At 44.9% G+C, this 26,144-nt stretch carries 27 protein-coding genes; 21 read left to right on the forward strand and 6 right to left on the reverse strand.

The window, feature by feature from the left end:
• Positions 1–66: 66 nt before the first annotated feature.
• Positions 67–291 carry an alpha/beta-type small acid-soluble spore protein gene (locus ACRRU2_RS13055; RefSeq protein ID WP_331700013.1) on the forward strand — a complete coding sequence of 75 codons (225 nt, stop codon included), beginning with the start codon at positions 67–69 and terminating at the stop codon, positions 289–291.
• A gap of 1,575 nt (positions 292–1,866) precedes the next feature.
• On the opposite strand, the gene ACRRU2_RS13060 is transcribed toward ACRRU2_RS13055, so the two are convergent.
• Complete coding sequence (locus ACRRU2_RS13060; protein ID WP_432502239.1) at positions 1,867–2,853, reverse strand: metal-dependent hydrolase; 987 nt, start codon at positions 2,851–2,853, stop codon at positions 1,867–1,869.
• Positions 2,854–3,090: 237 nt separating this feature from the next.
• On the opposite strand from ACRRU2_RS13060, the gene ACRRU2_RS13065 reads away from it, so the two are divergent.
• Positions 3,091–3,378, forward strand: coding sequence for a hypothetical protein (locus ACRRU2_RS13065; RefSeq protein WP_331702494.1), 288 nt, complete (start codon positions 3,091–3,093; stop codon positions 3,376–3,378).
• Position 3,379: 1 nt separating this feature from the next.
• Here ACRRU2_RS13065 and gerQ read toward each other — a convergent pair whose 3' ends face one another.
• Both gerQ and ACRRU2_RS13075 read right to left on the reverse strand, forming a co-directional pair.
• Positions 3,380–3,850: a spore coat protein GerQ gene (gene gerQ, locus ACRRU2_RS13070; RefSeq protein ID WP_432502241.1), complete on the reverse strand. Its 471-nt coding sequence runs from the start codon at positions 3,848–3,850 to the stop codon at positions 3,380–3,382.
• A gap of 93 nt (positions 3,851–3,943) precedes the next feature.
• On the reverse strand, positions 3,944–4,366 hold the full coding sequence (locus tag ACRRU2_RS13075) for a cell wall hydrolase (protein WP_432502243.1): 423 nt from the start codon (positions 4,364–4,366) through the stop codon (positions 3,944–3,946).
• Positions 4,367–4,614: 248 nt separating this feature from the next.
• On the opposite strand from ACRRU2_RS13075, the gene cyoE reads away from it, so the two are divergent.
• Positions 4,615–5,484 carry a heme o synthase gene (gene cyoE, locus ACRRU2_RS13080; RefSeq protein WP_331702491.1) on the forward strand — a complete coding sequence of 290 codons (870 nt, stop codon included), beginning with the start codon at positions 4,615–4,617 and terminating at the stop codon, positions 5,482–5,484.
• A gap of 21 nt (positions 5,485–5,505) precedes the next feature.
• On the forward strand, positions 5,506–6,114 hold the full coding sequence (locus ACRRU2_RS13085; protein WP_331702490.1) for an SCO family protein: 609 nt from the start codon (positions 5,506–5,508) through the stop codon (positions 6,112–6,114).
• 1 nt (position 6,115) lies between these two features.
• On the opposite strand, the gene ACRRU2_RS13090 is transcribed toward ACRRU2_RS13085, so the two are convergent.
• Together ACRRU2_RS13090 and ACRRU2_RS13095 are read right to left on the reverse strand one after the other, a co-directional pair.
• Positions 6,116–6,484: a toprim domain-containing protein gene (locus tag ACRRU2_RS13090; RefSeq protein WP_331702488.1), complete on the reverse strand. Its 369-nt coding sequence runs from the start codon at positions 6,482–6,484 to the stop codon at positions 6,116–6,118.
• 107 nt (positions 6,485–6,591) lie between these two features.
• A complete protein-coding gene (locus ACRRU2_RS13095) occupies positions 6,592–7,746 on the reverse strand; it encodes an MFS transporter (RefSeq protein ID WP_432502247.1) in 1,155 nt (384 codons plus the stop codon).
• A gap of 160 nt (positions 7,747–7,906) precedes the next feature.
• On the opposite strand from ACRRU2_RS13095, the gene ACRRU2_RS13100 reads away from it, so the two are divergent.
• The 14 genes from ACRRU2_RS13100 to ACRRU2_RS13165 all read left to right on the forward strand — a co-directional run bounded on the left by ACRRU2_RS13100 (position 7,907) and on the right by ACRRU2_RS13165 (position 22,222).
• The gene (locus tag ACRRU2_RS13100; protein WP_432502249.1) at positions 7,907–8,356 is read left to right on the forward strand and encodes a hypothetical protein; all 450 of its coding nucleotides are present in this window, start codon (positions 7,907–7,909) and stop codon (positions 8,354–8,356) included.
• Between the two features lie 42 nt (positions 8,357–8,398).
• Positions 8,399–10,465: a peptidoglycan D,D-transpeptidase FtsI family protein gene (locus ACRRU2_RS13105; RefSeq protein WP_331702484.1), complete on the forward strand. Its 2,067-nt coding sequence runs from the start codon at positions 8,399–8,401 to the stop codon at positions 10,463–10,465.
• A gap of 237 nt (positions 10,466–10,702) precedes the next feature.
• A complete protein-coding gene (locus ACRRU2_RS13110) occupies positions 10,703–11,629 on the forward strand; it encodes a metal ABC transporter solute-binding protein, Zn/Mn family (protein WP_331702483.1) in 927 nt (308 codons plus the stop codon).
• Between the two features lie 28 nt (positions 11,630–11,657).
• The gene (locus ACRRU2_RS13115; RefSeq protein ID WP_331702482.1) at positions 11,658–12,479 is read left to right on the forward strand and encodes a metal ABC transporter ATP-binding protein; all 822 of its coding nucleotides are present in this window, start codon (positions 11,658–11,660) and stop codon (positions 12,477–12,479) included.
• Positions 12,480–12,485: 6 nt separating this feature from the next.
• Positions 12,486–13,427, forward strand: a complete 942-nt coding sequence (locus ACRRU2_RS13120; RefSeq protein WP_331702481.1) for a metal ABC transporter permease — start codon at positions 12,486–12,488, stop codon at positions 13,425–13,427.
• Positions 13,424–14,314: a metal ABC transporter permease gene (locus tag ACRRU2_RS13125; RefSeq protein ID WP_432502253.1), complete on the forward strand. Its 891-nt coding sequence runs from the start codon at positions 13,424–13,426 to the stop codon at positions 14,312–14,314. Before ACRRU2_RS13120 ends, ACRRU2_RS13125 begins: the two co-directional genes overlap by 4 nt.
• Positions 14,315–14,511: 197 nt before the next feature.
• A complete protein-coding gene (locus tag ACRRU2_RS13130) occupies positions 14,512–15,264 on the forward strand; it encodes a Cof-type HAD-IIB family hydrolase (protein WP_331702479.1) in 753 nt (250 codons plus the stop codon).
• Between the two features lie 33 nt (positions 15,265–15,297).
• A complete protein-coding gene (locus ACRRU2_RS13135; protein ID WP_331702478.1) occupies positions 15,298–15,777 on the forward strand; it encodes a DUF456 domain-containing protein in 480 nt (159 codons plus the stop codon).
• 29 nt (positions 15,778–15,806) lie between these two features.
• The gene (locus tag ACRRU2_RS13140) at positions 15,807–17,489 is read left to right on the forward strand and encodes a putative polysaccharide biosynthesis protein (RefSeq protein ID WP_432502255.1); all 1,683 of its coding nucleotides are present in this window, start codon (positions 15,807–15,809) and stop codon (positions 17,487–17,489) included.
• A 157-nt stretch (positions 17,490–17,646) separates the two neighbouring features.
• Positions 17,647–19,206 (forward strand): copper amine oxidase N-terminal domain-containing protein, encoded by a 1,560-nt coding sequence (locus ACRRU2_RS13145; RefSeq protein ID WP_432502257.1) that lies wholly within the window; start codon positions 17,647–17,649, stop codon positions 19,204–19,206.
• On the forward strand, positions 19,206–19,550 hold the full coding sequence (locus ACRRU2_RS13150) for a thioredoxin family protein (RefSeq protein ID WP_432502259.1): 345 nt from the start codon (positions 19,206–19,208) through the stop codon (positions 19,548–19,550). Before ACRRU2_RS13145 ends, ACRRU2_RS13150 begins: the two co-directional genes overlap by 1 nt.
• Positions 19,551–19,730: 180 nt before the next feature.
• Complete coding sequence (locus tag ACRRU2_RS13155; RefSeq protein WP_331702474.1) at positions 19,731–20,672, forward strand: COX15/CtaA family protein; 942 nt, start codon at positions 19,731–19,733, stop codon at positions 20,670–20,672.
• A 14-nt stretch (positions 20,673–20,686) separates the two neighbouring features.
• Complete coding sequence (locus ACRRU2_RS13160) at positions 20,687–21,412, forward strand: Cthe_2314 family HEPN domain-containing protein (RefSeq protein ID WP_331702473.1); 726 nt, start codon at positions 20,687–20,689, stop codon at positions 21,410–21,412.
• Between the two features lie 30 nt (positions 21,413–21,442).
• Entirely contained in the window at positions 21,443–22,222 is a 780-nt protein-coding gene (locus ACRRU2_RS13165; RefSeq protein WP_432502262.1) for an SDR family oxidoreductase, read from the forward strand.
• Positions 22,223–22,658: 436 nt separating this feature from the next.
• Here the strand turns inward: ACRRU2_RS13165 and ACRRU2_RS13170 are convergent, their stop codons facing one another.
• A complete protein-coding gene (locus ACRRU2_RS13170) occupies positions 22,659–22,904 on the reverse strand; it encodes a NifU family protein (protein WP_331702472.1) in 246 nt (81 codons plus the stop codon).
• 65 nt (positions 22,905–22,969) lie between these two features.
• Here ACRRU2_RS13170 and ACRRU2_RS13175 point away from each other — a divergent pair, with 65 nt between their 5' ends.
• The 3 genes from ACRRU2_RS13175 to ACRRU2_RS13185 all read left to right on the forward strand — a co-directional run bounded on the left by ACRRU2_RS13175 (position 22,970) and on the right by ACRRU2_RS13185 (position 26,144).
• Positions 22,970–23,245 (forward strand): YuzB family protein, encoded by a 276-nt coding sequence (locus ACRRU2_RS13175; RefSeq protein WP_331702471.1) that lies wholly within the window; start codon positions 22,970–22,972, stop codon positions 23,243–23,245.
• Positions 23,246–23,680: 435 nt separating this feature from the next.
• Positions 23,681–25,099 (forward strand): ABC transporter substrate-binding protein, encoded by a 1,419-nt coding sequence (locus ACRRU2_RS13180; protein ID WP_432502265.1) that lies wholly within the window; start codon positions 23,681–23,683, stop codon positions 25,097–25,099.
• Between the two features lie 76 nt (positions 25,100–25,175).
• Positions 25,176–26,144 (forward strand): carbohydrate ABC transporter permease, encoded by a 969-nt coding sequence (locus ACRRU2_RS13185; protein ID WP_432502268.1) that lies wholly within the window; start codon positions 25,176–25,178, stop codon positions 26,142–26,144.

Genomic DNA, 26,144 nt, shown 5'->3' on the forward strand with positions numbered 1-26,144 from the left:
CACATAATAGGAGTGCAAGCTTGCAACACACACTAAAGTGCAGAACTCGAAGGGAGTAATTCCAAAATGGCAAACAATAATAACCGCAGCAGCAACCAACTAGTTGTACCACAAGCTTCCCAAGCTCTTAACCAAATGAAAATGGAAGCTGCTCAAGAGCAAGGCATCCAATTTTCAGCTGACGGCTACAATGGTAACCTTACAACTCGTGATGCAGGCCATATCGGTGGATACATCACAAGAAAGCTTGTTCAAATGGCTGAACAACAATTGTCCGGCGGTGCTCGTTAATAGCTAGTTATACACAATATTGAAAGCAAGGCCCAAGGATAAGCTCCTTGGGCTTTTTTCATATTAAAGATAAACCGCAACCGCAACAAATACTTTGCAACAATGGCAAACTCTGTTTGCGGGTGAGCACTAACGCGCTGAAGCTAACATTTGTGTAACAATCGCTCATGCCCTAGGTTAACTTTTGTGTAAACGAACACTCACGCGCTAAAGCTAACTTTGGTGGAATAAGGCCTTACAAGCTGAAGCTAAGTGCATTTCTTCAAGCCATTGAAAAACGTTGAAAAACACTAACGGAACTGAGGAGACTGTCGATACATTGTGGGCAACTATTGATAAGTAATGAGAAAGAGGAAACGGAGAGCAAGAATGGGAATGGAGAAGCGGCAGCGTCCGCCTTTGTAGGCTAATTTTTTCCTTTACAGGGGTTATTTATTTATGAAAATTAGACTACAACAGCGGTCGGAATCCCAATCTTGATCGCAGTGATACCCCTTTCTATTGCTTGTTGCAACTATCCACAATTAATCGACAGTCTCCTGAGACGCGCTATTGTACGGAAATCAGCTTATTCTAAAATCTAATGGAACTGAGAGACCTTATTTACTCAAAATCACTACCTAAACGGGGAAAAGATCACCTATAGCACCACAGTTCCGTTACAGTTTTAAAACACCTTTTTATTGCTAAATAGAGCCTCTCAGTTCCGTTACAATTCTAAACAGATGGCATTACGACTTTTGCTGGGTTATTTAACTACTACAGCGAATCGACGGCTTCCCGCTTACTGCTTTTGGTCTGTTATCTGGACAATTAAGCTGCTGCGGAGCCTTTTCAACAGTCTGATTTCCTGTACTTAGTTTTAAGAAATTTGGCGTTTTGTGATTCTAAGGGGAAAAACTACATCTAGTTTGGCGCAATTTGCGAAATATAGAGTAATTCAGTAAAACTAGATGCATGTAATCCATTTAGAATCGTTTATTCATTAAAAAAGGAGAGTCTAGATGCACAAAATGTACTTAGTTGTACTTAGTCAGCTTCCACTTGCTCGCCCTCGTCCATTTATTTCAACAAGCTCTATTTCACCGGTAAATCGCCTTGTCCAAGACGCCGGAGCCGTGTGTCCTTGATTTCCTTTTTGATTTTAACACGATCTGTATGAACAAGAAAGGACGAAGTGATCGTTCCTTGATATCTACATCACAATAAAGTGATAAGTTCCCCCTAGCTAGCTGGTCAGTCGATCCGTTATTACGCCTAAAGCTACTGTTTTGAGGTGCCAAAGTGACAGACGTTCCGTTATTGAGCAATAAATAGGGGGAAAAGCCCCATTCAGAGCCTGATAGCGGAATGTGTGTCCGCGTAATTAAAAAAATGATGATTTCTAGGCAAATAACGGAACGTGTGTCCGAATCGATCCATCCTTTGGGCGGACCTACATAAGGATAAACTGGCCCGACTGCCTAAGTGTGTATACTTATGAGCGTACTTATGCGCGGATGCAAACGTTCAAGCCGATCACACTAAACAACCGCTCTCTTTGGAAAGCGGCGGCACAGTTTAGTACGTATCTTTTTAATACGTATCTATTTTTAATCGTTTTATCAGCCTTTCATCGCTAAGCCAGCCCACATATGAGCCGACGGTTTTATTTTGCTCGTCCAGCAGCACAACAGCGACGAACGGATATTGCTTGCGATGACGATATCTAATATCACTCCAGCGTACCTCGTTGCCCCAGCTGTGTTCAATAACGTCTGCGCACGCAAAGCTGGTAAAGTATAGAAAGGAACGGATAACAGGAGAGCTTTTTGATACTTCGACAGCAGGATGATTGGAGCAAGAAACCTGGTCAACCCATCTAAGCCTTTTTCCTTTTAACTCGCCGATTCGATAGCTCCCATCCGAGCAGTGCTTCACAATGTTCCAATTGGACAGCAATACAGTAGGAATGGCATAGTATTTTTCGCCTTCCTGCTGCTCCTCATCCCATTTGGGAAGCTGCTGTAATACTCGCCTTGATGCATAGGTTCGCCATGCGAAGTATACCATGAGCATAAGATAGAGCGGCGGGAAAATTTGCTCAGGACGCGCAAGGTGAGCAGCCCACAAAAAAATAGCAACAATATGTGAACCGAATAAAAACGGATCGAAAATATGGATAATATTCCATGAAATCCATTTGCTTGAGAAGGGTCTCATCGCTTGCGTGCCGTAAGCATTGAACAAATCAGTGAAAACATGCAATACTACAGCTAGCAATACCCATCCTCCAAGATGTCCCCATGGCAGGCTGCCCTTGAAAAAAAGCTGCAAAATAACGGTAATCACTGCTGTCCATATGATGATGGCAGGCAAGGAGTGAGTAATTCCGCGATGATTGCGGATATAGAGCTCATTGCTTTTTAATCTGAGCAATCCATCCAGATCAGGCGCTTGCGAGCCGACTATTGTGCCAATGATAACAGCTTGCTGCAAGGGTAAATCTGAAGCGACGACAGGATCAGCCATCGCAAGGCCAGCAAGTCCGATACCCATTACTAAATGTGTTCCTGTGTCCAAGTATGCTCCTCCTTTTTACAATTCATAACGGACAATTGTGCTCAAAAAGAATGGTTATTAGGTTTTGAAGTAAGTGTTTATTAGGTTGAAGTAAGTGTTTATTAGGTTGAAGTCAATGGTTATTAGGTTGAAGTAAGCGTTTATTAGGTTGAAGTCAGTGCGTATTAAGTTGAAGTCAGCGTTTGAAGCTTCATGCGTAGTATTTTCAAAATAAGATGAAATTATAAGAAGGAAAGGATGTTGGCTTTGTTTATTTGTTTTGCTGAATACAAAATTGCACCCGAATATGCTGAGGCGTATATAAAGCTTACTGAACAATTGAAAAAGCAATACAGTAAAGTGAATTTATATGAGGGAACCGATCAGCCGTTATTATTTGTAGAGGTTTGGAGCTGTGCCTCACTTGAACAAGCCGAACAAACAAAAGAAGAACGACTCAGCGAGCGTTCCTCATGGTCTCCTATATCAGAATGGATCGTTGGCGGCCGATCCAAGCTGCATGTGTGGACGTTTAAGCCGTTATAAATTAAGTTTCAGGAGTTACAATTTGTCCTTGGAATGGGTAGGCGTATTGAATAGGCTCATCGAAAGTTACATAATCAAGGTTCAGCATTAGAAGCAAAAATCTCATGCCTGTTGAAGGATCGCTTATTACGATATGATCCCGGCCTGCCGCTTCAATAATCCCTTTGAATATTTTGGCATTCCACTCGCTGTTATTTTCGTATGTCATATAAAACGTAGCAGCTTTTCCGCGATTCAACCGCAGTATATTTTCTACATATGATTCTTCGGTAGCGGGCGGCGTCATCGTTCCGCCTTGCGGAGTTATGACGGAGCCGCTTGGTACGGCAGGCGGCATAACCGGCATTTGCATTTGCATTGGCATTTGCATCGGTACGCCTTGATAGTATGGAGTAACTCCTGCCCTGCTTGCAAAGAAAGAATTATGCCCGCAGCCTCCTCCTCCGTTGCCGTAAAAATAAGGGTTAAACATAATAATCCCAACCTTTCTACTCAAATAAAAATTGTCAATAAGAAACTGTCCGTCCCCTAGTTAGAGACGGCACAGTTTTGAATAACCCGGAAGCTAGTATACGTTTGGACAATCTCCTTGCGTTGGAATGTAGAAGCAATGGCTTTTGAATCGCCCGCTATGGGTCTGATCCCACCAGGTTGCCGGACAGTTGCCGGAAGGCCTGAAAAACCAAAGCGCGTTAGATGCTGGATGCTGTCTTTCCCCGTTTATGGCACGTTCGGCAAGACGTACATCCTTGTCGCGAGCTCTCTGATAAAAATAGCTTTTTTGTATGGCTTCAAATCCACCTGGGCTTTGATAAACCATATCCGGGATCGAGCGAATATTTTTGAAGTCCAGGCAATTGCCGCGTATCCGGTTGACACCTACGTTGCCAACCATAAGCATGCCCAGCTCCCCTTCGCCTTCAGCTTCTGCCCGCATCAAGCGTGCAAGCATTCTTGTATTTTCTGAATTTGTTTTAATTACACCCAAGCTGCTTCTTCCTTTCTATGGGCTATAGAACCAGTTTATTGATAAGTTAACAAATTGGTGACAAATTTAAGGAAGTAATTGCGTGTCGAAATCATGAACAAAGCCCAAGAACATTGTCTTTGACATGTTTTTTAGGTATGATTAATGACGGCTGTATAGAAAGATGGACGTGACAAGGATAAACAGTATCGCCGTCCTTTGGACGGAAGTGCTTACGTCTTTTCGAATGAATTTGGGAGGCTCGCTTCGTGCTTAAGGACTTGATTTCATTAACAAAACCACGATTGCTGCGATTGAATATGTTTGCTGCTCTGGGCGGCTTTTGGGTTGCTTCCAAATGGCAAATAGATATTATGCTTATGATTTGGATGCTCATTGGTTCAACGTTAACGATGGCTTCTGCCACAGTTGTGAATAACTATTGGGATAGAGAGCTTGATCTTAGAATGGAGCGTACCAAAAATCGTACACTGCCGATGGGAAGAATGAAGCCGGCCTCTGTTCTGGCATACGGTCTCATTTTGGGGATTACGGGGATTGCCATCTTGTTTTTGCTTGTAAATACGATTACAGGCATTCTAGGATTGATCGGCTGGCTCGCTTATATTGTCATTTATACGATATGGCTAAAGCGCACCTCAACATGGAGCACCTCAGTAGGAGGCATATCCGGTGCTATGCCGCCAGTTATCGGGTATTGTGCCGTTGTCGGCACGGTTGATATTGGCGCGTGGTTGCTATTTGCCTTTTTATTTTTGTGGCAGCCTGCACATTTCTGGTCGCTTGCTATTCGCAGAGTGGAAGAATACCGTACAGCGGGTTTTCCATTGCTGCCTGTTGTAAAAGGGATCAAACGTACAAAGCTGCAGATGATTCCTTATATTTTTCTGCTGCTGCCTACTGTAATTTTAATTTATGTGTATGATTATGCTGGAATTTATTTCTTAATTATTGCATTGCTGTTTACAGTGGCATGGCTCATTCATACGCTGATGGGCTTGAAAATTACCGATACGAAAGAAACGGACAAATGGGCAAAAATCAATTTTATTATTTCAATTAATTATTTGATGATTGTATTTATTGCAATGATTGCTAATACATTGCCACAATCATAATAAAAAAGAGAGGTGAGCGCTGTGAGTTTTATCAAGCAGCATAGTTTCAAAATTGCTGTCATCGCATTAGTTCTGGCATTAGGCGCGTATCTATTTTATTCCTATGTATGGAGTCCATCTGAGCCGCTGCCAATTGAAAAGGCAGCGCCGGCGTTCGAGATGGAGGATATTGATGGCAATGTCGTTTCGCTGGACAATACAGCGGGAAAAGCAAGGATCGTTTATTTCTACTTCGCAAATTGTCCTGATGTATGCCCGCCGACAACGTTTTTATTGTCCGAGGCCCAGGAAAAGCTAATAGCGGATAAGAAGATGGGGTCTGAGGTAGAGTTTATTTCCATTACTTTTGATCCGGAGCGGGATACACCGGACGTTATTCGAAGCTTTGCTGAACGTAATTTCGCTAAATTTGATGGCTGGCATTTTTTGCGCGGCGAGGAAGAGCCGACGATCAAGCTGGCTGAGGAGTATGGTGTCGGCGTCATGAAGATCGAGGAGCAGAACACATTTGCTCACTATAATTTCATTATACTTGTTGATCAGAATAATCAGATTCGCAAATGGTTCAACGGCAGTGATGAGGAATTGACTGCTGACGATATCGTAAAAGATATTAAAAGCTTGCTATAATTTAAAATTCATCCTTTTTCCAAATAGCGGGATCGAGTGCTTCGTAGCGAATGAATGCCTCGAGGCCCGCTTTTTCTAATTGCGCAATTAAATATTCCAGCGGTGTATGCTCTACGCCTGGGTAGCCGCGACGAGTGTAGATTTGCTCCGCATCCTGAAAAACGTCGCTTAATAAGCGGCGAATTTTTTTTCCGGAAGAGTCATTGTCGGTAAATATATAGACATGGCTGGCATGCACATGATGGCGAAGCCATTCCAGCCGCTCGGTGCTCGGTGTTCCAAAGGTGCAATAAATATGCACATCCTCCTGAAGCAGCCTCTTCAATTTGCTTTTATCATTTTTACCTTCTACGATAATAGCGTAATCCATAGCAGGTTCACCTCGAATTATGAAAGTATTCCACTTATAAGCAGTTAGCATTCATTATAAGTGTATCCTTGCTGCCTGGGCAAATTTGAGGGAGCCTGCTCAGTTCTTCATGTTAGCTGTGTTTTGGCTGCAGCGTGCCGCCAATGAATGATCGGCAATATCGTAATAGCGATCATTAACAATAAAAAGGCTAAATAATAAGGCGAGACAACGCTTCTAAGCTGGCCGGCGGCAACAGGTCCGATAAATGCGCCGATTGAGGTGGCGATGGACAGAATTGAAAAGGTTCTGCCATACCTTGCTCCGCCGCTTAAATCGATTAATAAAGTAGATAATGCAGGCAATGTAACACCCTTGGCCATACCGATAATAAATAACAGCACCATTAACGGCAGAGGGAAGTCCGATGCGATTGCAAAATAGACTAGCGCAAGCGCAAAAGATCCCCACAGCGTACGGTTAAACGCGGACAGATTATTAAGAAACATCATGCTCAGTGTTACTAGAGCACCTATGCTGATGACAGAGAATAGAAGTCCCGTTGTCATCATCGCTTCCGTAGTTTTTGCCAGCAGCGGGATCTCAAAGGACAGAATGCCTTGCGCGCAGCTCAAAGCAACCGGAAGCAAATAAATGAGCCAAGGAACGCTTGCAGGCGGAGACAAGGCAGGCGCGGCTGTTGCATTTGCATGAGAAGCAGGCGCGTTTGCGGGAACCTTAATATCCTTAATAAAAAATACAGCCAGCAAAGAGGTGGCCACTAGAATCCAGCCCAGCAAGCTGAAGGCAGTCGTAAAGCCTATCTTGGCTACCAAATAGGCGCCTGCCGCCGGAGAGGCAACTGCAGCTATCGTGTGCACCAGGCCATTGCCTGCCATCAGCTTGCCCTGTTCCTTCAAGTCGCTGGACATGCGGGCGAGCAGCGCCATGCATGCGGGCGAAAGAAAGGCCAGCACAAATCCGCTTATGGAGCGCAGCACCAATAATTGCCATGGATCCGTTACATAAGATTGCACTAGCAATATAATGCCTGCTCCGAGCAGGCTGCCGATAATGAACAGCTTGCTTCCGATTCGATCGACGCTGATGCCTGCAATAATATTGCCAGGCAAATGAGTGATCGAGTACATGCCCATCATCAGGCCAATAAAGGAAGGAGCAGCCCCGATAGAAATAGCAAATGGAGTCAGGATCGGATATTGCGCGTGCAAATCAAAGAAAGCGACGAAAAGAAATAAATACAGCCAAAAAGCATTTCTCACTACGCTATGCCTCCTTAAAAAACACTCATATCTACTTGTACGTGAAAGATGGACAGGATATGTCTGTTTGAGAAGGGGATCAGTCGTTTACGGCGAATAATGTGTAAGCTATAATATTTTGTGTTAAGCTCTGGGAGAAGTTATAATGGAGGGGATAGGAATGGAGTTTTTAGATTTTTCTTCGTATGATTGGGATACGTGGACAGCATTTTTTAAAGAGAAATGGATTATTATTGCAATTGCACTCGTAGTATTGTTTTTAATTATCAAAATTGTTAAGACCGTAGTGAAATGGCTGCTTGTGATCGTAATTGTAGCGGGGCTTGTTATTTATAGCGGCTATTCGCTTGATGATGTGAAGGAGCTTGGAAGCAAAGTGACGAGCAGCGTTAAGCAGGAAGCGCTGCAGGCTATGGTAACGAGCGCCAAGGATGCGAAGTATGAAGCAAAGGCAGACGGCTCTTTTGTCGTATCTACCTCCTTGCTAGAGCTGAGCGGCAAGCTTGGCAGCAATGAAGTAGCTCTTTCCTTTCAAGGGGTTGAGCTGGGCAAATTCGAAGTGGACAGCACGATCAAAACGTTTATAGAGCAGGCTAAGCAGAACGGATAACTTGCTGCTGTGCAGCCTGCTGGCAAGATAGGAGTGAATAAAATGCAGGATGATGCACAGAAGCGTCAGCTTGACAACAGGCGCAATTTTTCGTTCAGGCTTAATTTTTTCTTTTTTATTATTTTTGCGCTCTTTAGTCTGCTGATTGTAAGGCTTGCTGTATTGCAGTTTGTAGAAGGTCCCAAGCTAAGCGCGGAAGGCATAAAGAAAAGCACCCGCTATGACAAGATCGCCCCGATCAGGGGCAATATATATGATTCAACTGGTTACCCCATCGCATATTCTACCTCGACACAGTCGCTTTATTACAGCATTCAACCGGCATCCAAGCGCGCCAAATCGTTAGAGCTGGCGAAGGAGGAGGCTGTGAAGCTGGCTGAGGTGTTTGCCAAATACGGCGATCCTGAAAATGAGATGACTGAGGAAGATATTATTCGCCAAATGGATCTCGAATTCCGCCGCAACAATATTTCGACTCCGCGCAGAATCAAGTCCGGCCTCACCAAAGAAGAGATTGCGTACTTCATGGAAAACCGTTCTGATTTTAAAGGCGTAGAAATTATGGAGGAAAGCGTAAGGAATTATGACGAGAATACGATAGCTGTCCAGTTGGTCGGTTATTTGAAAAAGTATAAGGGCGTCCGTGAGGATGTGAAATTTTATAATGAGAAGCGCAGTGAAAAAGACCCGACTCTCATGTATTTGGAGGAAGAAGAGGTAGGTCTGGACGGTCTGGAGTTTATGTACCAGGATGTATTGCGCGGTAAAAATGGCCTGAAATCCTATCCGGTGAACAATCAGGCGCAAATTATCGGCCCGATGACCTTTACTCCGCCCGAGAAGGGTGCCGATTTGTATTTGACCATTAATAAAAATGTGCAATTGCAAACCGAAGAAGCGATTATGAATCATTTGGAAGTGATCCGTAATTCGACGAACAGATTCGAAAGCGCCAAATATGCGCAAACCGGCTTTGCTGTGGCGATGGAGGTTGACACTGGCAAGGTCGTAACGATGGCAAGCATGCCTGACTACAATCCCAATATCTGGGCGGGGGGCAGAATTAGTCCGGAAGACTATGATAACTTCGGTAATGTACTTTCCAACGGTACAATTCGAACGGTTTTTGGTAATTATGAATCGGATGAGGAGCGCAAAAAGCATCCATCTTCCATCCTTCCTCCAGGTTCGACCTTGAAGCCGCTGTCGGTATTGATCGGCTTGAATGAAGGATTGTTTACTACAGATTACAAGTACACGGATACCTCTTCGTTTGGGTTTGGCCGTGAGGGCCACAAGCGATTTATTAATAACTCGCAGTTTAAGGCAAACGGAAGAATCGATGCTGCTGCAGCTATTCAATTTTCCTCCAATACGTTTATGGCGGAAAAGATCGGCAACGCCTTATATATGCGCGGCTCGAAGGACGGTAAGACGAGCGTGGAAATATGGGATGACTACATGAAGCAGTTCGGGCTTGGCGTTTTAACTGGCAGCGGGTTGCCAGGTGAATCAGCGGGCGTTATCGAGTATTTCGAAGAGGAGAAAAAAGGCAGTGCGCAGTCCGCACTTATATTTGCTTCTTTTGGTCAACAGGGGCGTTACACGACGCTCCAGCTGGCGCAATATGTGACAATGCTTGCCAATCGCGGCAAGCGGCTGAAACCGCAATTCGTCAATGAGATTAAAAGTGTGGATGGTAAAGTTCTGCAATCCTTTGAGCCTGAAATTTTAAATACGGTAGATATTCAGGAAAAATACTGGAAGGAAATCGAGGAAGGCATGAGCAAGGTTAGCGTGCAAGGCTTTGAAGGCTTCGAGCACAGCTTCCGCCGCAAAACCGGTACGTCTGAGCAGGATGTAGCGAGCAGACGCGCGAATAACGCGGTGTTTATCGCCTATGCTCCAGCTGAAAATCCAAAGCTAGCCGTTGCTGTCGTCGTACCAGACGGCGGATACGGAGGTTATGGCGCAGCGCCAATTGCCCGTAAAATTTTCGATGCCTATGATGCTGAGATCGGGCTTAATGGCACGCCGAACAAGGCGCTTGCAGAAAAGCTGTACGGGAAAGCTCCTGAAGGACAGGATGTACAGCAAGAACAAGAATAAATAAGCTAATGAGCTAATGTAAATGATAACAGCCTAAGCTGTATGGACGATTGCTGTCCATGCAGCTTTTTTTTGAAAATAAATGTTGCACTAAGGAAACTTATTTGTATATAATAAAAAAAGAGGCGTAAGTCAAAATAATATTGCTATGAGCAAGTTGGCCTTAACAGGAATATAAATATAAAAGTTTTTAAAATATGGTGATTTAGAAGGAATGGACAGAACCGGAGGTAACGTATGATGAAAAACAAAATGCTGATCGCATTAATTACTGTTTTAGGGATATTAGCATTGGCTGGATGCAGCCAAGAGCAAGCAGCGGACGGGAAATTGAAAATTACGGCTACTACCGGCATGATAGCTGATCTTGCAGCTGAGATTGGCGGCGAGCATGTTGTGGTTACTGGGCTTATGGGGCCAGGAACCGATCCCCATTTGTACCAGGCTTCCCACGGAGACGTAAGGAAGCTGGATAATGCCGATATTATTTTTTATAACGGCCTCCATCTGGAGGGAAAGATGGCTGAAATATTTGAAAAGCTGGAATCGAAAAAAACGACGGTCGCCGTATCCGCTAATTTGACAAAGGAACAATTAATGGCTGATGCTGCGCAAGGCGGCGATGCCGTCGATCCTCACATCTGGTTTGATGTGAAGCTATGGATGGCAGCTGCAGAAACGGTAAGCCAAACGCTTATTGAGAAGGATGAAGCGAATAAAAGCTATTATGAAGAGCGGAAGCTTCACTATTTGAAGCAGCTTGAAGAGTTGGATTTATATGCTCATGAACAAATAGCGCTTATACCGGAGAAGCGTCGTATCCTCGTCACTGCGCACGATGCGTTTGGTTATTTTGGCAGAGCTTACGGATTAACTGTAACAGGGCTTCAGGGCATGAATACGATGTCAGAATACGGCTCCAAGGATGTGAGCAAATTACGCGATTACCTGGTAGAGAATGAAATTAAAGCCGTGTTTATCGAATCCAGTGTTTCACCCAAATCTATTGAATCTGTTATTGACGGCGCAAGAAGCTTAGGCCACGAGGTGAAAATCGGCGGCGAGCTGTTTTCAGACGCGATGGGGGAAGCAGGTACGCCAGAAGGCACTTACATTGGTATGGTGAAGCATAATATAGATACGCTAGTTGAGGCGCTTAAATAAAAAATGTGCCAGAAAGCGAGTGATTGGGATGAGTAACATACAAAAATCAATGACTTCCAATTCTAACGGAGGCGGCAGCGTCAAACCGCTCTCGATTACAAATTTAAGTGTTGCTTATCAGAAGAAGCCTGTGCTCAAGGGGGTTACCTTTGAGGTTAATGAAGGCGAGCTGATTGGGGTTATAGGGCCTAATGGAGCGGGAAAATCGACGATGATCAAGGCCGCTTTGGGGCTTATTCCAAGCATCAGCGGCGAAGTTCTCGTATATGGAAAAAGCTATAAGGAGCAGCGCCAGCTGATCGGCTATGTGCCGCAGCGCGAATCTGTTGACTGGGATTTCCCGACGAACGCGCTTGACGTTGTGATGATGGGGACTTACGGCAAGCTGGGATGGTTCAAGCGGCCAGGCTCCAAGGAACGCAAGTTTGCAATGGAATGTCTGCAGAAGGTAGGCATGTCCGATTATGCGGACAGACAGATCAGCCAGTTGTCAGGCGGACAGCAGCAGCGTGTCTTTCTTGCAAGAGCGCTAGCCCAAAATGCCCAGCTGTACTTTATGGATGAACCGTTTGTCGGTGTTGATGCAGCTACTGAAAAAGCGATCATTACCTTGCTGCAGGATTTGAAAAAACAAGGCAAAACAGTTATCGTCGTGCATCATGATCTTTCGACCGTCAAGCAATATTTTGATTCAGTGCTGCTGCTGAATATTGAATTGCAGGCCTATGGTCCAACAGAAACAACCTTTACGCCAAAGCAGCTTCAGCGCACTTACGGCGGAAGATTGACATTGCTGGATCAAAATTTGGAACAAACTGCGGCAATAGCGGCTGTCTCTAGAAAGGGGTAGGCCATTATGTTTGCGACAATACTTTCTATGGTTAAAGATCCCAATATGCAGTGGATATTTCTTGGCTGCTCTTTGCTCGGACTGGGCAGCGGATTAATTGGCTGCTTTACCTATTTGCGCAAGCAAAGCCTGGTAGGCGATACGCTGGCGCATGCTGCATTGCCGGGCATTTGCATCGCATTTATGCTATCCGGCGTAAAATCGATCTTATTATTTTTACTTGGCGCAGCAGCTGCCGGCCTTCTAGCAACGTTCGGCATCGGCTATATTACACGCCATTCCCGATTAAAGCAGGATGCAGCGCTTGGCATTGTGCTTTCGACCTTCTTTGGGCTCGGCATCGTGCTGCTGACTATTATTCAGCATGGCGATTACGGGAATCAAGCAGGTCTTAATAAATTTATGTTCGGGCAGGCCGCCTCGATGGTCAGATCAGATGTGCTGACGATGGCTGCGGTGAGTACTGGACTTGTCATTATTTGCATGCTGCTTTTCAAACAATTCAAGCTGATTTCGTTCGACCCTGGCTTCGCACGCGGGCTTGGCTATCCGGTAGCTTTTCTGGAGCAGCTTATGATGCTGCTCGTTGTCATTGCCGTAGTGGCAGGCATTCAAGCTGTTGGCGTTGTGCTTGTTGCCGCATTGCTTATAACCCCAGCAGTATCAGCAAGATACTGGACGAATAAGCTGGGAGCTATGGTCGTCTTATCCAGCTTGATCGGCGCAGCAAGCGGAGGGCTGGGGACGATTATCAGTGCTTCTGTCTCGAACTTGCCGACAGGTCCTGTCACCGTGCTTGCTGCTACTTTGATTTTTATCATCTCTGTGCTGCTTGGGCCGCAAAAGGGCTTGCTCGCCAAGCATTTGCTGCAGCGGAACGTAAAGAAAAAGTATGGGCAAGAGCAGTTTGGAAAAGCGGATCACGTAGATGAGGGGGCGATTTTATGAGTCACTTTTGGATTTTGCTGACAGGCTCTCTCGTAGCGGCATGCTGCGGAGTTCTCGGTGTATTTCTTGTTCTGCGCAAAATGGCTATGATCGGTGATGCCATCAGCCACTCCGTTATGCCCGGCATCGTAATCGCCTTTCTCATTAGCGGCTCGCGGGACTCCTTTATGATGATGATCGCCGCTTTGCTGTTTGGGCTTATTACGACCTTTTTAATTCAGATGTTCCAGCGCAGCGGCATTCAGGAGGATGCTTCGATTGGCGTAGTCTTTACTGCTCTATTCGCAATAGGGGTCGTACTGGTCAGCCTGTTTGCAAGACAGGTGCATTTGGATCAGGATGCAATCTTGTATGGGGAAATTGCCTTTGTGCATTGGAACACGCTAGTAGTCGGCGGCGTAGATTTAGGACCGCAGGCGATATGGCTGCTTGGCTTTACATTTGTTGTTATAGCTATCGTTATTGGAGTGTTTTATAAGCAGTTCAAGCTATGCTCCTTCGATCCGGCATTGGCAGCGGCCCTGGGCATCCCTGTAGCGTTTTTTCACTACTTGCTCATGGGGCTTGTATCGATGGCAACAGTCAGCTCGTTCGAGAGCGTAGGCGCCATCCTTGTTGTCGGCATGCTTATCGTGCCAGCATCTACGGCCTATCTTCTAACGGATCGGCTGGGGATGATGATCGTGCTGAGCGTAGCGGCAGGAATAGCAAGCACTTGCTTAGGCTACGCGGCGGCGATAGTGCTGGATGCATCTATTGCAGGCTGCATGGTTTGCGCCGCAGGCATTATTTTCGTGCTTGCTTTATTATTCTCGCCTTCTCATGGCGTTGTAATGAGAAAGCTGCGCCAGCGCAAGCTGTCGCTGTCCGCCGGCTCGAACGGCTAAACCGTATGAAATAGACTTGACCTCATCAAAAGAGGGCAAGTCTATTTGCTTTTAATTTCTATAATTTGGCTTACCGAAAATGAAATCGTTTTTTGCTGCGCTAAACTACCTGGACTTTTATTTGGTTTCTGCTCAATATGTGCTAGAATATTCAGTATTGGTAAAAGCGGAAATACAGTATATAGAGGAGAGAGAACATGACAAAGTATAAACTGGTTGCGCTTGACATGGATGGGACGCTGCTTAATGATCAGTTGGAGATTAGCGAAGAAAATGAAAAGTGGATCAATAAAGCTCTCCAGGCTGGTGTGACGGTCAGCTTTTCAACCGGGCGAGGCTTTCCAGGCGCCAATCCTTACGCGGAGCAGCTCAAGCTTAATACGCCGATGATAACGGTCAATGGCAGTGAAGTATGGAGCAAGCCGCATGTTTTACATAAAAGAATAACGCTAGGCTATGAGAAGATTGAACAGCTGCATCAATTGGCTTTGCAATATCCGGACGTCTGGTTTTGGGCGTATTCTACCCAGGGGATTTATAATAAAGAGAAATGGCTGGAGGAAGGTACGCATTTTTCCGATTACGAATGGCTGAAATTTGGCTATCATACGGAGGATGACCAAGCAAGAGAAGAAATTTTGACCCGGATTAAGGAATGGGATCTATACGAGGTTACGAACTCCTCGCCATGGAATCTTGAATTGAATCCAAAAGGAATAACGAAGGCAAGCGGAATCAGGGAGCTATGCAAGCTGCTGGACATTCAAATGTCCGAGACGATTGCGGTAGGCGACAGCCTAAACGATATCGCTGCTATTCGCGCTTGCGGTATGGGAGTAGCTATGGGCAATGCTCAGGAAGCAGTAAAAAGCGCGGCTGATGCCGTAACCTTAACGAATAATGAGAATGGTGTCGCCGAAGTTATCAAGCGCTATGTGTTTGGCCTGTAAGTTGCCAGCCTGTATTAGGGAGGAATATTTCTTATGGAAATTATAGGGTGGATACTCATTATAGCTTTATTTTTAGTCGGGATGGCTGGAGCTATATTTCCAATATTGCCTGGTGCGCTTGCTATTTACTTTGCTTACTTTGTATATGGATGGTTTTTTTCGTTTAAATCGCTTGGCGTATTTTTCTGGGTGATTCAAACCTTAATCGTGATCGTTTTGTTCATTGCGGATTATGCGGTGAGCGCTTGGGGCGTAAAAAGGTTTGGAGGCACGAAGGCATCCGTTATTGGAAGCACGATAGGGATTATTGCAGGGCCGTTTGTTATACCGGCCTTTGGGCTTATTATCGGTCCTTTCGCCGGCGCTGTATTTGGCGAAATGCTGACAGGCGCTTCGATTACCCATTCCCTAAAGGTTGGGCTTGGCTCGGTAGTAGGCTTGTTTACAAGCACAGTTGTCAAAATTTTATTGCAGCTTGCTATGATCATTTTGTTTATCATTTGGATCATTTAGTGGAGAACATGAGATAGGACGAGTCCATTATGTTAAAAAAAGATACATTGATTAGAGGCACTCTTATACTTACGGCAGCGGCGCTAACCGCAAGGGTGCTTGGCTTATTTCAGCGCGTGCCGCTTGACTATATGCTCGACAAGGAAGGCATGATCGCTTTTACGATAGCGAACCAAGTTTATATGGTGCTGCTCATAATAGCGACAGCCGGTTTTCCGAGCGCAGTCAGCAAAATGGTGTCCCAGCGCTATGCGCTAGGACAACAGGCGGAAGCTAAGCGGATTTTTCAGGCCGCTTTAGTATTTGGTGCTGTAACTGGCTTAATATTGGCAACCGCGTTATTTGTATTTGCGCCGGCATATGCCACGCTTGCCAAGCTGCCAAGTGCCTACCTTGCTGTACGCGCCATTGCGCCGGCTTTGCTGCTGTTTCCTATTATTGCCATGATGCGCGGTTATTTTCAGGGCAGACAGCTGATGTCGGCGGGCGGTATTTCGCAAATTGTAGAGCAATTTTTAAGAGTCATTCTTGGAATTGGCCTTGGTCTTATCGTAATAGCGCTCGGCTGGGGTGATTCATGGGCGGCGGCCGCCGTTACTTTCGGTACCGTTTTCGGAAGTATTGGAGCCTTCAGCGTTATGATCTGGTTTGGCCGTAAGCTTAAGAAGCAGGATCAAATGACTAAGCCAGCCTATCGCTTCAATGCAGAGGCAGCAGCTGCGCTAAGACATACAACTGCGCCAGCGCAGCAGTCAAAGACGAGCACAATTAAATACAGAACCGTCTATCGAGAAATTCTTGCGATGTCTTTGCCTGCCTTGCTCACTTCTATGACTGTAAATTTACTTTATTTTTTTGACACATCATTTTTCAAAAGGCTTACTGAGCGATTCTATACGCCTGAAATGTCTGACGCCGTACTTGCCGACTATGGTATTAAGGCGATTTCGCTGGCAGGCATACCGCCGATTCTGGCAATAGCGCTTGGATCGACAATTATTCCTGTTATTTCTTCGGCATACTCCGTCAAAAACATGAAGGAGGTACAGCGGCAAGCCTCGCTCGTTATGCGGATCGTATGCTTTACAGGAGTGCCAGTTGCCCTGTTGCTGACCGTAGCCTCCTTCTCTGTTACAGGCTTGCTGTTCGCAAGCACTAGCGGAAGCGATGTTGTAGCGCTGCTGACCGCGGGAACGATCGTTCAAATTACGATGATGACGACAAATTCCATTCTTTACGGCATGGGCAGGCCAAAACAATCTATGAATCATACTCTTCTGGGGCTGCTGCTGAAGGTTGTTATAAGCATTGCACTAGCGCCATTTATGGGCGTCTACGGTCTAATAGTCGGGTCAACCATTTGCTTTATTGTCATCACGTACTTGAACGTTAGAAGCATTAATCAGGTTGTCAAGCTTTCTGTTCTTGGCAAGCGCTGGATGACCTATATTGTTTCTGTAGCGGTAGCTGCATTAGCCGGCTGGCTCGTAGAAACATCACTGCTTAAGCTGACTGCAAGTTTCCCGAACAAGCTGTCTTATTTCCTCGGCGCGGGGATGACTGCGGTAGTCGTTGGCGGCGTTTACGTGCTTCTTCTTATCGTACTGCGAGTCATAACTCCGGATGACATTGCGATGTTCCCTGGCAAGCTGCGGAAGCCGTTCCAGCTTATAATGAAGCCATTCTACCGTGGTAAAGGGCAGGGAAGCTAATAAAAAAAGTAAAATATTGAAATATCGACAAAACTAGCGATTTCCTGATATTTACACAAACAATGAACCTCTAGTACAATATATGGTAGTCTGTCTTATTGCTGCTATTTTGCATATAAAGACAGTACTAAATAACAGGTACAAGGGAGACTCATTAATGTCAAAGTTATTGTCTAGGAAATGGCTGCTTATTGTATTGGCTGCGGCATTATTTGTAATGGCAGGCTGCCAGGCTGTTGGGGGAGTTGACCTGAACAGTGTGCTCAAGAAGTCGCTCAAGGTTACATCAAGTGAAAGCAAACAAACATTTGAGCTAAAAATGGATTTTCAAGAGGAAGCGCTTGAAGAGCTGGACGAGGAAGAGCGCTTGCTGCTGGAGCTTGTATCGAATCTAAAAGTAGAGCTTAATGATGTAAAGTATGAAGACAGCAATCATATGTCATTAGAAGGCAAGTTTATTTTTAACCAAGAACAATCCATTGGCTTCGCTATGCAAATATCGAGCACAACGCTTGCCGTGCAGCTTGAAGGAGCTAAGCAGCCGTTTGTACTGGATTTGACGGCGGATATGCTGACTGAGGAGGAATTGTCCGAGCTTGGTATGGATGAAGCCTCTGTAGCAGAGCTTGGCGTTAAAATTATGGATGCGGTAAGCGGCTATGCGATTGATAACTTGCCGAATCCAAAATCTATTAAAGTAGCGCCGGCTTTTGAATCCATTAACGGCATTACTACAAGTGTAATGCACGCCAGCGCTGAGCTTGACGGTGCTGAAATCTGGTCCTTGCTCGGCGATTATATCGATGCTTTGCTGGCAGATCGTAAAGGCATGGATGCCATGCTGAATGAACTGATCACGATTCTGATGTCCAACGAAGCATTGGCTGAGGAGCTGGACTTATATTTGAATACCGGCGAACTGGATGCGCCTACGAAAGAAGACCTGGTGAAGGAAGCGGCAGACGCAATTACGGAGGCGTTGACTGAACTGCGTCTGAACATGGATGATTCTGTGCTTGGCGATATGGCTGAAACATTGTTCAATAAAGCGTTGACGGTAAAAGCGGACGTTTATGTTGACAGCAATTTGAACATTAGAAAGCAAGGTCTGGATGTTAATTTTACAATTGATGAGGAGTCCGAGCTAAGCTTCCTGCCGATTCGCAGCATTCAGATTAAAACGATGTCTGAAATCTGGAATGTTAACGGTGAAGTGAAGGCGGATAAACCGGTCATAACAGAGAAAAGTATAGATTTATACGAAATGGACATGATGGAAGGATATGAAGTTGTCAATCTATTCAAAGATGACTCTATGATTTACGATATTTTGAAAAATAAACTTCATCTCACTCATCAGTCGTATGTAGCGTTCAGCAATGATTACTACAACGCGCCAATTATCGTTCCAGGCTATATTACAATTGTGCCGATTCGCGATGTAGCAGATGCGTTTGGCGCAGAAACAACGTACGATGCCAAAACGAAAACAATAACCGTTCATGATATTGCTACAGGCACTATTATTAAAACGACAGTAGGAAGCGATATTGCCAATATTAACGGCAAGAATGTAAAATGGAGCTTCCCTACAACTATTATTGACGGTACAGGTTATGTCGCAGCAAGAAGCTTGTCAGAAGCGCTTAATGCTTCAATTGAATGGACGAAGCTGTACGAGGATGTAAAACTACTTACGATCGAGCGTGAACTTTAATGAAGAAGATTTCAAGCGACGAGCAATTTCGAGCGGCAATTGCAGCTCAAGGGCTTACAATAGCCGTTTTCAAAGCGGGCTGGTGTGTGGATTGCCACTTTATCGATCCTTTTATGCCAGAGCTTGTGGAGCAATATGCGGATCGTGCTGTATTTGTAGAAATTGATCGCGACGAGCCGTCTGACATATGTTCTGAGCTTAACATACTAGGCATACCAAGTTTTATTGCCTTCAGCGATGGCAAGGAATTAGTTCGTTTTGTAAGCAAACTGCGTAAAAACCGAGCTGAAATCGAGCAATTTGTTGATCGTGCAATTAGCGTCTACGCTGTTTTGAAAGCTTAGCTTTAAATCTCAATAGGGGCAGGTCGCAGCGGCTATCGTTGCGATTTGCTCCTTTTTGCTTGATAAGAATATATCGTTTGAACTTACGGAATAGTAAGTTCACATTTTCAACATGGCTTTTGGTCAAGCTAATCGCTATAATTGAAATGTTATTAATTTTTTGGAAATAGGTGATTTTTAATGGTAACCGGCCGTTTTCGTACGTTCGCTAATATTACTTGCATTGGTATGCTACTTGTACTACTTGCCGGAGCGCTAGTAACAAATACAGAATCTGGAAGGGGCTGCGGCGATGACTGGCCGCTGTGCCATGGCAAATTTATTCCTGCCTATACATTTGAATCTATGCTGGAATATTCTCATCGGCTTGTCAGCGGTATTGAAGGGTTGCTCGTGCTTGGCATAACCTTATCGGTTTATAATAAATATCGCCGGAATAGAGAAGCTTACAAAGAGCCGTTGTATTATGCTGGAGCAGCGCTAATATTTACAATCATACAAGCGCTGATGGGCGCGGCCGCCGTCAAATGGCCGCAGACGCCAGCCATAATGGCGATCCATTTCGGGATATCACTAGTTGCCTTCGCTGCAACTTTATTGCTAGTTATATGGGCATATCGTGCCAAAAATGGCGCTCCGCCTGTATTTAAAGTACCTAGGACGATTTTCATGCCGATGCTGCTTTCATCGATTTATTGCTATGTCGTCATATACTTGGGCGCATTTATCCGTCATACTAAATCTGCCGGCGGTTGTCTGGGCTGGCCTTTATGTAACGGAGAGGTTATACCTGAGCTATCCGGAGCGACAGGCGCTGTATTTCTTCACCGTGTTGCAGCCTTGATTTTAGCGATTATCCTTATCTCGCTGTACTATTTCATTAAACGAATTGCCAAAACCGAGCCTGCAGTGAATAGCGCTGGCTTGACTCGAGCTGCCGGGTGGGTCGCAGTTTTAGTTATCGTTCAAATTTTTAGCGGTGCTCTGCTGACAGCAACGGTAGCGAATGAAAATATCTTTATATTTACAAGCCTGCTCCATAATTTGATTATTGTAGCGATGTTTGGCATTATGGTTGATATCGTGATTAGAGCATGGCGCTTTAGCGATAACAAGCAGTAGGAGGTTGTACGGCGATGCTCCGTTTTTTATTTAATGAATCAGTCGCGCAACCGGAAGGGGAATTGGCTGAGGCTTACCAGGCCATGGATTTGTTTATTTCTTTGCTGCATAAGAAGATGAATACACTAAGAGATGAAACCACGGTGTTTGCTCAACAGCTGCGCAGATACGAAATATGGACGTTAGGATTGAAAGCTTCGCTTAATGAGCTTGAGCAAAGCCATTATGCAGCTGCGAAATTTCGTGCTATGATTAGAGCATCGTCGCTGCAAACGATGTCTGATGAGGAGCGCCTTAACTACAAGCGATACGTCTATTTTGACAAGAATGGGTTTATAAGAGTTTTTTCATTGCTTGATAAGCTGGGCACCTTGTTAAATGAATTGCTTGCTATGCATACTGAGCGCGTTAAACCGCACTTCTCTTATTTTACTGTGCTGCGCAATATGCGCCAGAAGCAGGTGCATAGTGAATTAATGTGGGCGCTTAACCATGTAAAGGAAAAATACAAAGAGCCGATGAATCGGCTGCGCAAACGAAGAAATACGGAAATACATTATATGAATTCGGAAATGCATGATGATTTAATCCAAAGCCAGCGAATGTACGGCGAAGAGTACCCGTTAGAAAATGTAAGACAGCAGGCGAGCGATTTGACAGATAGCCTAACGATGGTAACAGAGTCCTTATTGTTAGTTTTTCAATACGGCTGCAGACTGGCGCATAAGAAGCAGCTTTAACATAATAGGGAAAAAGTAGGTGTGAAAGTCATGGGGCTTAAGGGGAAAACAGCTCTTATAACAGGCGGCGCCAAAGGCCTTGGCAAGCGGGCAGCGCTGCAATTGGCGGAGCAGGGCTGTCACATTGTACTTAATTATTATTCCAGCGAAGAAGAGGCACTGCAGGTTAAGCAGCAAATCGAGCAATATGGCGTTAAAGCGATTACAGTTCAGGCTGATATAAGCTCGCAAGAAGGTACGGAGAAATTGGCTGCTTCAGCAGAGCGGTTTATGGGCGGCGTTGATATTCTTATTAATAATGCAGGTCCATTTGTGCGCGAGCGCAAATTATTCGCTCAATACGATGAAGACACAATTATCAGACTCCTGCATGGCAATTTGCTGGGAGCTATGCTGCTGGATCACCGTTTGCTGCCAGGCATGATAGAGCGGCGCTGGGGCAGAATTATACATTTCGGCTTCGGGCATTCGGGTGAAGCTCGCGCTTGGCCGCAAAGAACGGTTTATGCAGCTGCCAAGACAGGACTTGTTTCTTTTACAAAATCACTTGCCGTCGAGGTAGCACCATATGGCATAACGGTTAATCTTATCGGTCCTGGAGATATTAGAGGCGATAATAAAGAAAAGTCGATTGCTGAGGCAGTACATATGATCGATCCGGAATCGCCGCTTGGAAGGCCTGGTACGGGCGAGGATGTTGCTCGTGTCATTTTATTTTTGTGTGAGGAGAAGTCCAGCTTTTTAACAGGCAATGTCATAGATGTGACCGGCGGCTTCGATCCAATACGCGCAAATATTAAGTCGGTGTAACTATTTTCGTTAAAATAGTGTTTGTCAGGAGACTGTCGATTCGTTGTGGATAAAAGCAACAAGCAATAGAAAGGGGGACCACTGCGATCAAAAATGGGATTCCGACCGCTGTTGTAGTCCAATTTTTATGAATAAGTACCCCTGTAAAGGATAAAATTGGCCTGCAAAGGCGGACGCTGCCGCTTCTCCATTCCCATTATTGCTCTCCGTTACCCTTTTCTTATTGCTTATCAATAGTTGCCCACAATTAATAGATAGTCTCGTCAGCTTCGTTACAATTATTTTTCCAGCCTAGTCTAATAAATGTAAACAAAAAAGCCTTGTCCAAAGCATGTCTTGAATGTATCAAGATACGGCTTCGGACAAGACGAGAAAATGAATAAAATACCTGCAAAACAATGTACGTCCCCTGAATAAAGGACGTACATTGTTTTAGTTAAAATACTTGTACGACTTCAACTACACCTTCTACTTCTTCTAGAAGTGCGCGTTCGATACCGGCTTTAAGAGTGATCGTTGAGCTCGGGCAGCTACCGCAAGCACCCATTAAGCGAAGCTTGATAATGCCGCCTTCAACATCAACAAGCTCAACATCTCCTCCGTCACGCTGTAGGAACGGGCGAAGTTTATCTAGAACATCCAGTACTTCATCATACATCGTGTCTCTTACTTCATTTGACATTGCAATCAACTCCTTTCTACCCTATTATAGTACAATAAGTAATTAAGTTAAAGCTGGTGGAAATAATGTTTAAGCCTTTAATCGAATTTTGTGTCAGCAATATGCATCACGGTACCGAAGAAGTTATGCGCAAGTTCGAGCAGGACGATAATTTTGAGGTTGAAGAGTATGGCTGCCTTGGCAATTGCGGCGAGTGTTACTTGCTTCCCTATGCCCTGGTTGACGGTACAATTGTTACTGCTGAGCATGTTGATGAACTGTACAGCAATATTATAAAGTTTCTTAAGCAGCAGGAAGAAGATCAGGCTGCTTTGGACAAGCTTTTGGACGATATGGAGTAATCCATATCGTCTTTTTTATGATGCGGACACTGATGACCGTTAGCGCTCATTTTTCACCAACTTCCACTTTCTAGCGGACAGAAATATCCGTTAGCGGGAAAAAAGCTAGAAAATTAGACGGAATTTTCTTCTAATGGTCATAAGTGTCCGCATATGCAACAAAAAGACTGCTTTTTGGTTCTAACGGTCATTGATGACCGCACTGCAAATAGCGACACATCGTTTGTTCTTTAAACACGATGACAGCAAGTCAGGTCACCGATAGGTGATTTTGTTCCTTGAAAGCAATGAGCATACGACTGTTTAAATATATTGTTTCCTCAAATCCTAAATAAATATGAACGAATCAAAAAAGATACGACGTTGTTGGTATTGCGGATCAAACTTATAATTTGAAATGTACAATACAACTGAAGCGATACAAGGGGGATTTCGATGAAAAGATCTTGGTGGTCAGCGTGTTTGTCTGTGCTTGTATTAACCAGCCTTTTACTAATGAGTGCATGCGGCGAAAGCGGTGGCGCGGTAAATCAATCGGGTGGAAATAACGGAGAAAATAAAGGTGCGGGCGAGACTTCGAAGGAGCCTGCGAAAAAAGGCGAGCAGGTAGTCATTCGCCATACGATGTATGACACTGAATTTACAAGTGAATTGGTAGCTGAGTTCGAGAAGACTCACCCGCATATTAAAGTCGAGCTTGTTTCAGCGGATTACAATAAATTGATGGCGATGATGGCGGCAGGCAACGGTCCTGATATTATCCGCACCAATTCAGTGACGGAGCTGCCGGGCTTCGTGCTAAAAGGAATGGCACTTGATCTGACTGAAAATTTTAATTCGAGCAAGGTGTTTGATACGGAAGATTTTCTTCCAGTAGTTAATCAGTTCAAGTACGATGCAGCATCCGGCAAGCATGGCGAAGGAGCGCTTTACGGCTTCCCGAAAGACTGGTCTCCGGACTACACCATTTATTACAACAAAAAAATGTTCGAAGAAGCAGGCGTTCCTTTGCCGAGCAGCACGGAAGCTATGACATGGAAGGAGCTGGCTGAGCTTGCTCAGAAGCTCACTGTAAAAAACGGCAAGAAGACAACCCAATACGGATTGGCTTATTACAACAGTACAATTGCAGCCAATCAGGATTTGTTGAATCTGCAATTGCTTCAGCAGGGCAGCAGCATGTTCAACGCGGATTTTAGCCAGGCGGAGCTGGACAAGCCGGCAACGAAGGACCTGCTTCATTTCTGGGTAGAGACTGCGAAGTCCGGTATTGGCCCTAGCCCCTTGCAGCAGGAAACAGACTGGGGCGGCCAATTGTTCGTGGATAACAAAGCAGCCATTATTATTGCAGGCTATTGGTTCTCCGGCTTCTTGAAAACAAATGAATTGACGAAGGACCGCTTGGATGACTTCGGCGTTGCTCCGGCTCCTGTTGTGGAAGGCGGCAAACGTATTTCACCAACAGGTGCAGGTACAGGCGCAATTATTTACAAAAATACGAAGCATCCGAAAGAAGCTTGGGAAGTGTTTGAATGGTTCTTCGGCGCAGATCCGGCTGTAGAACGCGCGAAAGCGGGTTACGGCTTGCCGGGCACTAAAACATTGACAGAATTGCTGCCTCAGGAATCCGCATTCGACAAAATGAACTATGACTTTATTCAGAATGAGCTCGAATATACGGATGGCAGCTTGCCTTATAACCCTTATTTGAACTATCAAGCCGTTAACTCCATCATTGATAAATATTTCACGCCTGTTTATTTCGACAAGGATACGGTAGACGGAGCTGTTCAAAAAATGACAGAGGAGCTGAATACGCTCATCACTGAAGGCAAGCAGTTGGTCAGCCCATAAGAGAATCGTAGAAGGGTTGCCGGAAGCACTGCTCCGGCAGCCCTATTTATTTAATTGGAAGCAAGGAGGGCTTTTGATGAGCAAACAGGCCATACACGAAACAAGCACTGCCTTCCAGAAAAAACGAAGCAGGTTTGGCGGAAGAAGCTTTAAAGAGGCTGTAGAGTTTTATTTGTTTATATCGCCGTGGTTTATCGTATTTATTGTTCTCGGATTAATTCCGCTGCTATACGGTCTATATTTGAGCTTTACCAACTATGCGGGCTTTAATATGGACCGCTTGGTATTTGTCGGCCTTGACAATTACCGCAAAGTTTTTACGGATAATGATGCGATGTATTCGCTCGGCAGAACATTGTTTTTTACTGTGATTATGGTGCCGTCCAGTATTATATTAGGCTTTTTATTAGCTGTTCTTTTGAATCAGAACATAAAGCGTATCGGCATTTACCGTACGTTGTTTTTTATTCCTTCGATTATTCCGGTGGTCGCAGTGGGTACGATGTGGCGCTCTTTGTTTGTCGATGACGGCATAGTGAATAATTTGCTGGAAGCTTTAGGCATGGAAACAGTAGCTTGGCTTGGATATGATTATGCGATATATCCGCTTATTATTATGCTTCTTTGGGGCGTTGGCGGGGGCATTCTTATTTATCTGGCAGGATTGAAAGGGGTGTCCAAGGATCTGTATGAAGCAGCGGCGATCGACGGCGCGACAAGTGTGCAGCGCTTTGCCAAAATCACCATACCGCTTGTGACGCCGGTACTGTTCTTCCAATTTATTATGAGCATCATTAGCTCGCTGCAAATTTTTGTGCAGCCGATTTTGCTGGCTGCTAATTCCAACAGTTTGCTTTCAACGCCGCTTCGGCCTAACTATGTTTATGCCGTTCACGCCTTTCAGCAAATATTTGCATACGGCCGGTTTGGCTATGGACTTGCGCTTCTATGGGTGTTATTTGTTATGATTCTTATTTTGACCGTTGTCGTATTTTCGACAAGCAAGCTGTGGGTATTTTATGAAGTAGATCAGGAGGGCAGATAG

The sequence above is a fragment of the Paenibacillus sp. GXUN7292 genome (assembly GCF_050864975.1).
Lineage (GTDB): Bacteria > Bacillota > Bacilli > Paenibacillales > Paenibacillaceae > Pristimantibacillus.

Bases quoted from the DNA above. Each gene is read 5' to 3' on its own strand.
- ACRRU2_RS13145 (WP_432502257.1), top strand. From the start codon at position 17,647: ATGTCAAAGTTATTGTCTAGGAAATGGCTGCTTATTGTATTGGCTGCG.
- ACRRU2_RS13150 (WP_432502259.1), top strand. From the start codon at position 19,206: ATGAAGAAGATTTCAAGCGACGAGCAATTTCGAGCGGCAATTGCAGCT.
- gerQ (WP_432502241.1), bottom strand. From the start codon at position 3,850: ATGTTTAACCCTTATTTTTACGGCAACGGAGGAGGAGGCTGCGGGCAT.
- ACRRU2_RS13130 (WP_331702479.1), top strand. From the start codon at position 14,512: ATGACAAAGTATAAACTGGTTGCGCTTGACATGGATGGGACGCTGCTT.
- ACRRU2_RS13170 (WP_331702472.1), bottom strand. From the start codon at position 22,904: ATGTCAAATGAAGTAAGAGACACGATGTATGATGAAGTACTGGATGTT.
- ACRRU2_RS13055 (WP_331700013.1), top strand. From the start codon at position 67: ATGGCAAACAATAATAACCGCAGCAGCAACCAACTAGTTGTACCACAA.
- ACRRU2_RS13120 (WP_331702481.1), top strand. From the start codon at position 12,486: ATGTTTGCGACAATACTTTCTATGGTTAAAGATCCCAATATGCAGTGG.
- ACRRU2_RS13165 (WP_432502262.1), top strand. From the start codon at position 21,443: ATGGGGCTTAAGGGGAAAACAGCTCTTATAACAGGCGGCGCCAAAGGC.
- ACRRU2_RS13185 (WP_432502268.1), top strand. From the start codon at position 25,176: ATGAGCAAACAGGCCATACACGAAACAAGCACTGCCTTCCAGAAAAAA.
- ACRRU2_RS13180 (WP_432502265.1), top strand. From the start codon at position 23,681: ATGAAAAGATCTTGGTGGTCAGCGTGTTTGTCTGTGCTTGTATTAACC.
- ACRRU2_RS13155 (WP_331702474.1), top strand. From the start codon at position 19,731: ATGGTAACCGGCCGTTTTCGTACGTTCGCTAATATTACTTGCATTGGT.
- ACRRU2_RS13175 (WP_331702471.1), top strand. From the start codon at position 22,970: ATGTTTAAGCCTTTAATCGAATTTTGTGTCAGCAATATGCATCACGGT.
- ACRRU2_RS13105 (WP_331702484.1), top strand. From the start codon at position 8,399: ATGCAGGATGATGCACAGAAGCGTCAGCTTGACAACAGGCGCAATTTT.
- ACRRU2_RS13090 (WP_331702488.1), bottom strand. From the start codon at position 6,484: ATGGATTACGCTATTATCGTAGAAGGTAAAAATGATAAAAGCAAATTG.
- ACRRU2_RS13135 (WP_331702478.1), top strand. From the start codon at position 15,298: ATGGAAATTATAGGGTGGATACTCATTATAGCTTTATTTTTAGTCGGG.
- ACRRU2_RS13125 (WP_432502253.1), top strand. From the start codon at position 13,424: ATGAGTCACTTTTGGATTTTGCTGACAGGCTCTCTCGTAGCGGCATGC.
- ACRRU2_RS13160 (WP_331702473.1), top strand. From the start codon at position 20,687: ATGCTCCGTTTTTTATTTAATGAATCAGTCGCGCAACCGGAAGGGGAA.
- ACRRU2_RS13100 (WP_432502249.1), top strand. From the start codon at position 7,907: ATGGAGTTTTTAGATTTTTCTTCGTATGATTGGGATACGTGGACAGCA.
- ACRRU2_RS13140 (WP_432502255.1), top strand. From the start codon at position 15,807: ATGTTAAAAAAAGATACATTGATTAGAGGCACTCTTATACTTACGGCA.
- ACRRU2_RS13115 (WP_331702482.1), top strand. From the start codon at position 11,658: ATGAGTAACATACAAAAATCAATGACTTCCAATTCTAACGGAGGCGGC.
- ACRRU2_RS13110 (WP_331702483.1), top strand. From the start codon at position 10,703: ATGATGAAAAACAAAATGCTGATCGCATTAATTACTGTTTTAGGGATA.
- ACRRU2_RS13065 (WP_331702494.1), top strand. From the start codon at position 3,091: ATGTTGGCTTTGTTTATTTGTTTTGCTGAATACAAAATTGCACCCGAA.